Origin of the sequence: Acinetobacter sp. ANC 5045 (genome assembly GCF_004331005.1) — a bacterium.
GTDB classification, from domain to species: domain Bacteria; phylum Pseudomonadota; class Gammaproteobacteria; order Pseudomonadales; family Moraxellaceae; genus Acinetobacter; species Acinetobacter towneri.
In genome coordinates this window covers 286,329-298,161 of record NZ_SJNS01000001.1, presented here as the reverse complement: position 1 = coordinate 298,161, position 11,833 = coordinate 286,329, and the positions used below count along the sequence as shown (strand labels likewise).

General features: G+C 41.6%; 8 protein-coding genes. 5 read left to right on the top strand and 3 right to left on the bottom strand.

The features are described 5' to 3' along the window. Positions 1–109: 109 nt before the first annotated feature. Complete coding sequence (locus E0H79_RS01515) at positions 110–1,261, top strand: helix-turn-helix domain-containing protein (protein WP_004972128.1); 1,152 nt, start codon at positions 110–112, stop codon at positions 1,259–1,261. Positions 1,262–1,299: 38 nt separating this feature from the next. Here E0H79_RS01515 and E0H79_RS01510 read toward each other — a convergent pair whose 3' ends face one another. Further along, positions 1,300–2,496, bottom strand: a complete 1,197-nt coding sequence (locus tag E0H79_RS01510) for a hypothetical protein (protein ID WP_131260662.1) — start codon at positions 2,494–2,496, stop codon at positions 1,300–1,302. A 244-nt stretch (positions 2,497–2,740) separates the two neighbouring features. On the opposite strand from E0H79_RS01510, the gene E0H79_RS01505 reads away from it, so the two are divergent. From E0H79_RS01505 to E0H79_RS01495, 3 genes are all read left to right on the top strand, one after another. After that, complete coding sequence (locus E0H79_RS01505; protein WP_131260661.1) at positions 2,741–5,845, top strand: multidrug efflux RND transporter permease subunit; 3,105 nt, start codon at positions 2,741–2,743, stop codon at positions 5,843–5,845. 165 nt (positions 5,846–6,010) lie between these two features. Further along, on the top strand, positions 6,011–7,345 hold the full coding sequence (mgtE, locus tag E0H79_RS01500) for a magnesium transporter (protein ID WP_075175071.1): 1,335 nt from the start codon (positions 6,011–6,013) through the stop codon (positions 7,343–7,345). Positions 7,346–7,490: 145 nt separating this feature from the next. Next, positions 7,491–8,081 carry a DUF4112 domain-containing protein gene (locus E0H79_RS01495; protein ID WP_131260660.1) on the top strand — a complete coding sequence of 197 codons (591 nt, stop codon included), beginning with the start codon at positions 7,491–7,493 and terminating at the stop codon, positions 8,079–8,081. A 111-nt stretch (positions 8,082–8,192) separates the two neighbouring features. Here the strand turns inward: E0H79_RS01495 and htpX are convergent, their stop codons facing one another. Continuing rightward, positions 8,193–9,098: a protease HtpX gene (gene htpX, locus E0H79_RS01490; protein ID WP_004972117.1), complete on the bottom strand. Its 906-nt coding sequence runs from the start codon at positions 9,096–9,098 to the stop codon at positions 8,193–8,195. A gap of 188 nt (positions 9,099–9,286) precedes the next feature. Further along, positions 9,287–10,174, bottom strand: a complete 888-nt coding sequence (locus E0H79_RS01485; protein WP_004972115.1) for a lytic transglycosylase domain-containing protein — start codon at positions 10,172–10,174, stop codon at positions 9,287–9,289. A 557-nt stretch (positions 10,175–10,731) separates the two neighbouring features. Between E0H79_RS01485 and ttcA the strand changes: the two genes are divergently transcribed. After that, positions 10,732–11,652, top strand: coding sequence for a tRNA 2-thiocytidine(32) synthetase TtcA (ttcA, locus tag E0H79_RS01480; protein WP_104853169.1), 921 nt, complete (start codon positions 10,732–10,734; stop codon positions 11,650–11,652). The last annotated feature ends 181 nt before the right edge of the window (positions 11,653–11,833 follow it).

The window sequence follows — 11,833 nt, the reverse complement described above, 5'->3', positions numbered from 1 at the left end:
AACTCTTTTTTTTTTGTGAATAAAACTCATTATTCTTTTTAGAACAATAAGAAAAACAAATGATTAAATAAATGTAATGCAGATTGGAGTAGGCATAAAGGGGATAAAAATGGATAACCGAGAACACGAAATTATAGGCAGTATTTATGATGCCGCTGTAGATGTGAATTTATGGCCGCAAGTAATTGAAAAAATTGTTCAATATACAGACAGTAAAACCGCCATTTTTACTGCCTTAGATCAATTTAGTCCAAGTTACGATTTTTTATTTAGTCACAATATTCCAGATGAAGCTTTGCATGCCTATCGTGATGAGCGGATTCGTGTGATTGACATGCAGTTACACCGAGTATTGTGGGAAAATTTAGGTGTGGGCCAAGTAGCGAGCTCGGATTTATCGCATTATGGGGAAAACCCTGAAAGTGATGAATATATCTTTTATGAACGGTGTTTGAATCCGACGGGAATTAGTTATATCTCGGCTGTTTTGCTCGATCAGGGTTCACATCGCTGGGCGGTTTTGGGATTACACCGTGCGCCAGATGTAGCGCCGTATCAACAAAAAGAGTTGGATTTTTTAAAGCATTTGGGTGTGCATTTACGCCGTGCTTTACAAATCCATCGTCAGTTTAGTTTGGTTAAACAAGAAAATTTAAGTTTGTATAGCGTGCTCGATCATTTAAAAACAGGTGTAATTTTGCTTGATCATCAGCTGAGTTTGACTTATTCAAACCCTTTAGCTCAAAGCATGCTGGAACACGATTCATGTTTAGATTTGGATTTGTATAATCGATTAAAAACCCATGCTTATGATCAAAGTCGTTTAGATCAACTATTACATTCAGCGTTGTTGGGACAGTCGGCATTAAACGCAGATGTAGGCGGTGTATTGTCTTTGTCAGATGCGAAAGGACAACAATTAATGCTGACTATCGTACCTTGTTCTAAATTAAAAAATATGCAGCATCAAAATGCAGGACAACATCAAATTGCGGTATTTCTGACCGATAAACATCAGCACTATGCCTTGTCTAAAGCCTATTTGCAGCAAGCTTATCAATTATCTAAACGTGAGTTTGAGTTGTGTGAGTTGTTGTTGAATGGTTATAAGTTAGAAGAAATTGCGGAACATTGCGGGATTACCCTCAGTTCGGTGCGCACTTATTTTAAAAATATTTATGAAAAAACCCAATGCAACTCGCAAATTGAACTTATGCATTTATTAATGGGTTGTACCATTCATTTTGAGCATATTGGTTAAAGCTGCCTAAGTTTGGCTTAGGCAGCTTTTGAATATGTTTAGTTACTACGTTGTAGGGTAACAGAGTCTTCGCCTTGCGGATGCAAGGTTAGGCTTGTTCCTGAGATGCTGTAAGTTGCATTCACTTTACTGCCATCCCAAGAGTCTTGTAAGCCACCGCAATCGTTGGTGTCATATAACACTTCTGTTGCGGCAAGTGTATTGGCTGTCATTGAATATTTGCCATATTCAATACCTGGGTTAGCGCAATCATCATCGCCTTCAGTGTCTAACAAGAAATAGAATCCTGTGTCAAAGAAAGCAAATAAATGAGTTTGATTAAATTGCCAAGTGCCGACTAAACCTGATGATTGTTTGACTTTAGTTAAAATATAGGTGCTATTACTTCCTACATCAGTCAGCACTAAATCTGTACCGTTATAACTTAGGCGGTAATGACCATCATTGTCTGGATGTGAAAGCCCGTAGTCTCCATTAGTATCTACTGAGATCACAGGGCTCAGCGCTGAAGTTAAAGCATTCCAATTTAGTCGTCCTGTTTCGATACCAGACTTCCCTGTTTCATCAGCTACATCTGCTTCACCTAGCGCATAACGTCCGTCTGCTAAAATATGTAATATAACAGCAGTGCTTTCAGTACGCCCAATTTCCCAAGTGCCTGCAATATCTTTATAGAAAGTGGCTTGGAAGTTTTCTGCAGCTTTTTCAGGTGTCACGATTCGATCTAGTGGGATATCGGTTTTAGGGATCACTTCATTGACAAACGTAGTTGAAAACTCTGCGGGTGTTTGCTCGAAATTCATATTCACAGCGGTTAAGGCTGTTTGAGTGTCTGCAGTAATTTCAATTCCATTGCTATGGTCGCCATCGCTATCTAAAGATTGTAAAAATACCATTAAGTTGGTACGGGCATTTTCACTTTCAGCCAAATCTAGTGGGGTAATACGTGCTTTAGCTTCAATGGCTTCACCAAGTTGCACATCACCAATAAAGAAGCGAACAGTATCACCCTCAGCATATTCAAACTCACCTTTATCATTGGTGATACCTTCAATACTTTCACCTGAACTCGAAGCTCTGAGATATTTAACCCCAGTTACAGGGCCATCGGTCAGTACACCAATCTGTGTTGCTGAACTCGGTGGCGGATTCTGATTGCTACCAGAATCATTGTCTGACCCGCCACATGCACTGAGTAAACCTGCTAAGGCTAAGCAAATTAACGTTTTTTTCATCATGATTTCCTTGTCATCTCGTTGTTTATAGACAAAGTATAAAAACATGGCTGAGTCGCTGCATATCCTAAAATGAGGAGGTTAAGGGCTTAAATCTGTGAGAAAAAATGAAGAAAAAACAATATTTTTGTGAAAAAGTATAATTTTTTGATTTTCAGTCACGGAAGATCCACTCGCCTATGTTAATTTGAAGAAAAATATTGCGTGTTTAAGCCCAATCGCCACCAGAAAGTGATCTTGTTCTATGCTGTCTAAATTTTTTATTGAACGTCCTATTTTTGCAGGTGTGCTCGCCATTGTGGTGATGGCACTGGGGATTTTTTCAGTATTAAATTTACCTGTAGAACGCTACCCAGACATTGCACCACCTCGTATCACCGTCAGCGCAACGTATACAGGAGCTTCGGCAGAAACTGTTGAAGAAAGCGTCACACAGGTTTTGGAACAGCAAATTAAAGGCTTAGATCACTTACTGTATTTCAGTTCTAGCAGTGATTCTTCAGGACGAAGTCGCATCAGCATTAGCTTTGAAAATGGTACCAACCCCGATACCGCACAAGTCCAGGTACAAAATGCGATTAATGGCGCAATTAACCGCTTACCTGAAGATGTGCAACGTCAGGGGGTAAATGTCTTTAAATCATTGGGTGATACCCACATGGTCATTGGGCTGTACGATGCCACAGGCAAAAGCAGCAATATTGCATTGTCTGACTATATGATGAGTCATTTAGAGCAAGAGTTGGCACGCATTGAAGGTGTGGGTGAGGTCGATGTTTTTGGTGCGCAATATGCAATGCGGATTTGGCTGAATCCGATAAAGTTAAAACAATATGTGCTGATGCCAAGTGATGTACGTGCTGCGGTATTGGCACAAAATACTCAAGTTGCAGCAGGGGCAATTGGTGAATTACCCACAGCACAAGAACAATATCTCAATGCCAAAGTCACCTCAGGTTCACGCTTAAAAACGGTAGAAGAATTTGAAAATATTATTTTAAAAGCAGATCAGGCAGGTGGCTTTGTTTATTTAAAAGATGTGGCACGTATTGAACTTGGTGCAGAAAATTATCAAAGCTTTAATACCATTAATGGTTTTCCATCGGCAGGGATGGGGATTTCTTTATCGTCTGGTGCCAATGCGTTACAAACTTCAGCCTTAATTCAAAAACAAATTGAGCATTTAAAACAACAATTGCCCGAAGGTTACCAAATTGTCTATCCACGAGATAACACGCCTTTCGTGCAGGAATCAATTAAAGAAGTGGTGAAAACTTTAATTGAAGCGGTAATTTTAGTCGTCATTGTGATGTTCTTGTTTTTACAAAACTGGCGCGCGACGCTCATTCCTACCGTAACCGTGCCTGTAGTGATTTTAGGCACCATGGCCGTGTTACAACTGTTTGACATGAGTATTAACACGCTGACCTTATTCGCTTTGGTTTTAGCGATTGGTTTGTTGGTGGATGATGCGATTGTCGTGGTCGAAAACGTCGAGCGTTTAATGCACGAACAGCAGCTCTCGGCTAAACAGGCATCTATCGCATCTATGCAGGAAATTAGCGGTGCTTTGGTCGGCATTACCTTAGTTTTGACCGCAGTATTTATTCCTATGGCATTTTTTGGTGGTTCGACTGGGGTGATTTATCGCCAGTTTTCCATCACCTTAGTCACTGCGATGGTGCTGTCTTTAGGTGTGGCCTTAATTTTAACGCCTGCCTTGTGTGCCTTGATTTTAAAACCCAATCCACAACCAGCCCAATGGGCCATCTGGTTTAATCAAAAACTGGAACGCTTAAAACAACACTATCTCAAATTATCAGGCTGGACGATTCAGCATAAAGCGGTGTGTCTGGTTATTTTTGCAGGCTTACTGACGGTTTTTGCTTTGTTTTACCGTGCCCTACCTACCAGTTTTATCCCGAATGAAGATCAGGGCATGTTGTCGGTGCAATTTAAATTACAGGAAGGTGCGCCGTTGTCTAAAAGTCGTGAAGTGGGCGAAAGCATACGCGAATACTTTATGCAGCATGAAGCCCATAATGTCGATTTGGTGATGATTCGTTATGGACGTAATTTTTCGGGAACAGGGCAGAATTTAGGGCAGGGTTTTATTGCGCTAAAACATTGGGATGAGCGTCAAGGGCAACAGCATACCGCACAAGCTATTCGTGAACGTGCCATGCAGCATTTTCGACAGCATCCCAATGCACAAATTACCATTGGCATGCCCGCAGCAGTTCGTGGTTTGGGGCAAACCGATGGCTTAGAGTTCTGGATGCGCGATGTGAATGGTACAGGACGCGATTTTTTAATTCAGCAATTTCAAAATTTACAGCAGCAAGCCGCTCAATATCAAAGCTTTAAAAATTTAGATCAACGTGCCAATCCTGAAAAAGCGGAGTTAAACGTCACGATTGATCAGAAACAGGCGATGGCAGCAGGTTTAAATCAAACGGCTATTAACAGTACCTTAGCGGCAGCTTGGGGCGGTAGTTATATCAACGACTTTATTGACCGTGGTCGAATTAAACGTGTGATTATGCAGGGTGATGCCGAATTTCGTGGTAAACCTGAAGATTTGAATCAATGGTCGGTACGCAGTCAGCAAAATCAAATGGTACCTTTTAGCCAGTTTGCTCAACTCAGTTGGAGCGGTGGACCAGAAGTCGTCAATCGTTTTATGGGGTATAGCGCCGTGCAAATGGAAGCCGATACTGCCGAAGGATATAGCTCAGGGCAGGCGATGCGTGATTTAGAACAGATGGTGGCACAGCAGCAGGGCATTGACTTGGCATGGAGTGGGTTGTCTTTTGAAGAAAATCAGTCTAGCAATCAGGCTTTGTTACTGTATTTGGTTTCCATCGGGTTTATTTTCTTGTGCCTTGCGGCCTTGTATGAAAGTTGGAGTATTCCAACAGCCGTGATGAGCGCCATTCCTTTAGGGATTGGTGGAAATATTATTTTCAGCTATTTGGCAGGTTTCCCGAACGATATTTATTTCCAAATTGCCTTGCTCACCACCATTGGTTTGTCATGTAAAAATGCCATCTTAATTGTGGAGTTTGCTTCGGCTGCGCAGCAACAAGGCAAACAGGTGATTCAAGCCGCTTTAGAAGGTGCAAGCTTACGGCTCAGACCTATTTTAATGACCTCATTGGCATTTGGTGCAGGTATTTTGCCGCTAGTATTTGCCTTTGGTGCAGGTGCAGCAAGCCGTCAGGAAATTGGGGTGAGTGTTTTAGGTGGAGTTATTTTTGGCACAATTTTAGTGCTTGTTTTTATTCCGTTTATGTATGTGCTGGTTCGTTCTATATTTCAAGTGAATCGTTCATCACCCATAAACTAAAGATGTTTTTTATTAGGCACTTAGCAAAATTATAGGCTATGATATGAAACGCTAAAAATCTTGCATAAATCTACAGATTTTCGGTTTTTTAAGGGTTGGTTTGGGCCGAGACACTGCGCCCATTCTTCATTTTACGTTTTTGGAATGATGGAGTGGGTGAGAGCAATGACCAATCTGCACGCTGAACAGTTAGAACAAGCCTTACAATTGCATCAGCCAAGCACAGTACACAGCCTGATCGACAGTATCAATCCTGCCGATTTAGCCGACTTGATGCAGTATTTAAGCCTGAAAGCACAGCTGAGTTTAATTGAACAAATTGACAGTGCTGCCTTGGTGATGGAATTTTTACCACTGCATTCACAACTTCAAATTGCCGAAGCGATTGCACCGCAGCAATTGGTCAAACTGATTTCAGCCATGCATTCAGATGACCGCACCGACTTATTTAAGTTACTTTCTCCGCATTTACAGCGTTTTGTCAGCTTACACATTACGGAAGAAAAACGCGCACAGATTCAGACTTTAGCGCGCTATCCTGAAGAATCTGCGGGCGCGATTATGAGTTCGGATTTCGTGGTGCTCTCGCCAGAACTGAACATGCAGCAAGCTATAGATGAATTGCGCAGAATGACCACAGATCGGGAAACTTTGTACCTGATTTATATTGTCGATGAACTAATGAAACTATTGGGGGTTATTTCTTTAAGGGAAATTATTCAAAACCCGCCTGAACAAAAAATTAAAAATGTGATGTGCACCGATTTGGTCACAGGTTTGGTGACTGAAGATCAGGAAAGTATCGCGCAAAAACTCAGCCATTATGATTTTTTGGCCTTACCGATTGTAGATGATGCACAGCATTTACTGGGGATTGTCACCTATGATGATGCGATGGACGTGGTACAGGCAGAAACTACAGAAGACTTTTTAAAATCCAGTGCGGTAGCGTCTTCACCTGGCATGAGTATAAAAACTGCGCCAATTTTATTTTTATATCGCAAACGTGTGTTTTGGTTGGTGATTTTGGTATTTGGCAGTTTATTGTCTGGAATTGGCATTGCGCATTATGAAGACATTATTGCAGCACATATTGTACTGGTTTTTTTCTTGCCGCTTTTGGTCGGTAGTGGTGGTAATGCGGGTTCTCAGTCTGCGACCTTAATGGTACGGGCACTGGCTACAGGTGATGTGCAATTTAAAGATTGGCTGCATTTACTCGGACGTGAAAGTTTGGTGGCGCTATGTTTGGGTGGAACTATGGCTTTTGCGGTTTCAATTTTAGGCTATTACCGTGGCGATATGATGGTGTCTGTGGTATTGGCACTGAGTATGCTGGGCATTGTGCTGATGGGCTGTTTAATTGGCATGAGTTTGCCTTTTATTTTGCATCGCCTGAAACTAGACCCTGCCAGTGCCTCTGCGCCTTTGGTAACCTCGATTTGTGATGCAACGGGCGTGGTGGTGTACTTATTTATTGCTTCACAGTTGTTACTTTAAACACTGTCGGTGATGATGACTTATTCAAGACCTCATCTTAAACTTTTTGCATTGATCAAAATTCTGTTTATAAAATCATAACAGACCTGAGTAAAAAACTGCTTTATTCTCAAGTAGATTGCATTTACCCAACGATACGTTTTCTATGCCAGAACCTGCATCTTCAAAAAAACTTAGCCAGCAAGAGGTGATTCGCTTAGAGCGCGATTTAGCCAAGTTTGCCAATATGATGGATTCTGTGGTGCGTATTCCATTTACCAAGCAGGGCGTGGGAGCAGATGCCGCATTAGGCACTGTACCTGTCGCGGGGGATGTCGCAGGTTTTGCACTGACCTGTTATGCGATTTATAAAGCCAAACAAATTGGTGTACCACAAACCAAACTCACTCCCGTGATTAAACTTGCTGTGATGGATGCAGTAGTTGGTTTTGTGCCAATTGTCGGCACAGTATTTGATGTATTTATTCGTCCAAGCCGTAAAGCTTTAGATGTAGTGCATACGCATATCCGTGAAGAATATCAGATTCACAGTGAGCATCATGTGGTACATCCTTTTTTACATGAGCGATTGGAACGTAAACAGCAGCAGTCAGCATTTTGGCGTAATCCTGTAGTGGCATGGCTGTGGCTACATTTGCCTGATTTGCTTGGTGTGATTTTTCTTATTTTCTTTATTTGGGCAGCATGGCTCGGTGTAAGTTGGTTGTGGCACTGGTCACAAAGTTTTGCTGTTTAAATGAACCTGTTTAAAGTACAAAACCATCTGGCAGATCTAATTTACAGACATGAAAAAAGCTTCCCTGAGGAAGCTTTTTGGTGTCGCTGTTACAATATCTTGCTAGCAGTATTAAGGTAAATTTAATTGCTGTAAAGCTGCAACACGTTGTTCAATGCTTGGGTGAGTTTGGAATAACGCTGCCAAGCTAAAACCTTCTTCTTTACCTGCAGAAATCGCAAAAGCTTTCATTTCTTTTGGCATTGCATCAGGCATTTCAGATTCTGCCTGTAAACGTAATAATGCAGAAATCATGGCTTGCTTACCTGCCAAACGTGCACCTGCTTCATCGGCACGGTATTCACGTTGACGCGAGAACCACATCACGATTGAAGAGGCCAAAATACCAAATACGATATCCAGTACAATGGTAATTGCAAAATAAGCCAAGCCTGGTGCTTCGCCATCTTCACGACCAAATACGTTACGGTCAATGAAGTCACCTGCAACACGGGCAAAGAACATGACGAATGCGTTGACCACACCTTGAATCAGTGCCAAGGTCACCATGTCACCATTGGCAACGTGACCAATTTCGTGTGCCAAAACTGCACGTAATTCATCTTTGTTCATACGCTCAAGCAGCCCTGTAGATACAGCGACTAAAGCATCGTTTTTATTCCAACCTGTTGCAAAAGCATTCGATTGGTAAGAAGGGAAAATACCCACTTCTGGCATTTTGATACCAGCACGTTGCGACAATTGCGCAACTTCATTTAATAACCACGCTTCAGCTTGGTTACGAGGGGCATTCGGGTCAATTAATTCAGTCCCAGTTGTTTTTTTCGCCATCCATTTAGACATGAATAGTGAAATTAAAGAGCCAACCATACCAAAGACAAAACAGATGACCAACAGGTTGCCTAGGTTTAAGCCACCCGCGCCATGGTAACTACCGACACCGAAGAGTGACAAAATTATGCCAGCTACAACCAGTACCGCGAGGTTGGTTAGCAAGAACAAACCAATCCGCATCATTGAGTAAATCCTCTTATATTAAAAATGTAATCTGATTTATTAATAAACCATGCCGTAAATATGCGGTGTATGTATTAAAAATTCAAGAAAAATAATAAAACTGTACTAAAAATATTTTGAGCTGATACTGCAATCGGCACTTCATTTGAGCTTGCGGCAACGCAAGCTCAAATGAAGTGCTGTAGCTTTTATTCTGAAATAAAAATACGTGCCGAAGCCGTGGCATTCCCTGTCGCGTAAGAACCTGCAGGTGCATCGGTAAAGCGACCATCGGCAGCCATAATAATTTGACGTTGTGGACGTTTGTTTGCCGCCACTTGATGATTACTGGCAGTGTAATTGTCTGACTGCGCAATCACTTGTGCATTTTGACTCTGAGTATTGCTATTGTTATTTGCCGTAATCGCGTTACTGCCAGAACTTGCACTAACGCCGCTAGCATATAGGTTGCTATAGCGACTGGTCACACGACGTACATAATCCTGTGTTTCACGAAAAGGCGGTACGCCGCCGTATTTTGCAACATTGCCTTCGCCTGCGTTATAGCCCGCCAAAGCTAAAGTGGTGTTGCCATTAAAGCGTTTGAGTAACCAAGCCAAGTATTTTGCACCCGCCATAATGTTTTCATGCGGGTCATAAGCGTTGCTGACATTAAAACGTCGTGCTGTCGCAGGCATGAGCTGCATTAGACCTTGTGCACCGACAGGCGAGCGGGCGTTGACATTAAAACCTGATTCGGTATGCATCACTGCTTTAATTAGACCTTCTGAAACACCGTGTTGTTGTGCTGCTTGCTGAATAATGTGGTCAAAGGCGTTTTTATTGCGGCTATAACTTGGCAATACCGACGCTTCGGAATTGCCCCAGTTGCGATAACTGTGAATATTGCTGTCTGGATAATATGTGACTTTTACTTTTGTCAGTGAACGATCTGCACTTTTACGGTTGGTCAGCAAGGTACTGCCATTGCTGTCCTTATACATATAAATTTGACCTGCGTGCGTTGTCGTTGCCAAAGGCATGATGCTGGCAGTCCCCAAAATATACAGTAAAAAGGCATTAATTTTATTGTTCATGCTGTGAATACACTAAAAGCTGTCCCCAAACAGTTATGAGGAGTTTAACAAAAATCTCACAGATGAAAAGGCTTTGTACAAATTCATTTACAGTAGTGTCGAAAAAAATCAAGCTTAATTGCTGACAGAGTAATCAAAAAAAATATTTATTTTTTTTTAATTGGATCAGCTTGACACACTTAAGTGTATGATTTTAAATTAAAATAAAATCGATCAAAAAGTAATCAATTTAAAGAGAAGCCTTAGAATAACGGCAAGAGGCGTTGTCAAGTTGTTTTAAATCCACAAAGTTATCCACAGCTTTTGTGGAAAACTGTGGAAAAGTCCAAAAGATAAGCATCTTGGCGAAAAAGTGAACCTGAGGGTTCAAACTTGCCACAGAAAAAAACGATCTGCGCAGATAGAAATAAAGTGTGTAAACAGAAATGAACGCGCAGTCAGAAATTAAGTTCTTTGACGAAAAGGAAGATTGCGATGAAATTACATTCTTTTGATGCGGGATTGGTCTGAATCGGCTAAAATTGCGCGGTAATTTTTTTCATGGGTTAATCGCGTCTATGTTCTCACCAGTTGAGTCCGATCAAGGCTTTAATTTCAAACCAGAACTTCCAACCAGCTCTGCGTATTATCGTTTGTTGAAAAAGCTGCGTCGTCAAGTCGGGCATGCGATTCGTGACTTCAACATGATTGAAGATGGCGATAAAGTCATGGTGTGTATTTCTGGTGGTAAAGACAGTTATACCTTGTTGGACATTATGTTGCAGTTCAAGCGCATCGCACCCATCAATTTTGATGTGGTGGCTGTGAACTTAGACCAAAAGCAACCAGGCTTCCCTGAAGATGTATTGCCGCGTTATTTAGAAGAAAATAACATCCCATATTACATATTAGAAAAAGACACCTATAGCATCACCAAGCGTTTAACGCCTGAAGGTAAAACTTACTGTGCAGTGTGTTCGCGTTTGCGTCGTGGTTCTTTGTATGGCTTTGCGCAGGAAATAGGGGCAACCAAAGTGGCGCTTGGGCATCACCGTGATGATATTTTGGCGACTTTTTTCTTAAACTTGTTCCATGGCGGTAGCTTAAAAGCCATGCCACCGAAGTTGTTGTCATCAGACAAGAAAAATATGCTGATTCGTCCACTAGCTTATGTGGAAGAAAAAGACATCATTAAATATGCAGAAATGCGTAAATTCCCAATTATTCCGTGTAACTTGTGTGGTTCACAGGAAAACTTACAGCGTGCCATTATTAACGACATGTTACGTGAGTGGGATAAAGCACATCCTAAGCGTTTGCACAGTATTTTTGGCGCATTACAGAATGTATCGCCATCGCAGTTGGCAGACCGTGAATTATTCGACTTTGAAGCGTTAGACAGCCAGCGCGTATTTGATTTTGCCGATCAGGCCGAACAAAACGCAGCAGAGCAAAACAAACGCATCAATATGGTCAATTTAGGCTACGCTGCAGACTAAGCGATAACAGCCTGTCAATCCCTTTAAAATGTAATCAACACCAAGCCAGAGCTTGGTGTTTTTTTATGAATTTGATTTATTTGAGAAAGTCGTCATTTCGACTAAAAATACAAAAACTGAACGTCCCGTACAAAATTTCTTAGCCTTTCACGAAAGGTTCATGCTATAACAATCAGCAAGC

Bases quoted from the DNA above. Each gene is read 5' to 3' on its own strand.
- E0H79_RS01515 (WP_004972128.1), top strand. From the start codon at position 110: ATGGATAACCGAGAACACGAAATTATAGGCAGTATTTATGATGCCGCT.
- E0H79_RS01510 (WP_131260662.1), bottom strand. From the start codon at position 2,496: ATGAAAAAAACGTTAATTTGCTTAGCCTTAGCAGGTTTACTCAGTGCA.
- E0H79_RS01505 (WP_131260661.1), top strand. From the start codon at position 2,741: ATGCTGTCTAAATTTTTTATTGAACGTCCTATTTTTGCAGGTGTGCTC.
- mgtE (WP_075175071.1), top strand. From the start codon at position 6,011: ATGACCAATCTGCACGCTGAACAGTTAGAACAAGCCTTACAATTGCAT.
- E0H79_RS01495 (WP_131260660.1), top strand. From the start codon at position 7,491: ATGCCAGAACCTGCATCTTCAAAAAAACTTAGCCAGCAAGAGGTGATT.
- htpX (WP_004972117.1), bottom strand. From the start codon at position 9,098: ATGATGCGGATTGGTTTGTTCTTGCTAACCAACCTCGCGGTACTGGTT.
- E0H79_RS01485 (WP_004972115.1), bottom strand. From the start codon at position 10,174: ATGAACAATAAAATTAATGCCTTTTTACTGTATATTTTGGGGACTGCC.
- ttcA (WP_104853169.1), top strand. From the start codon at position 10,732: ATGTTCTCACCAGTTGAGTCCGATCAAGGCTTTAATTTCAAACCAGAA.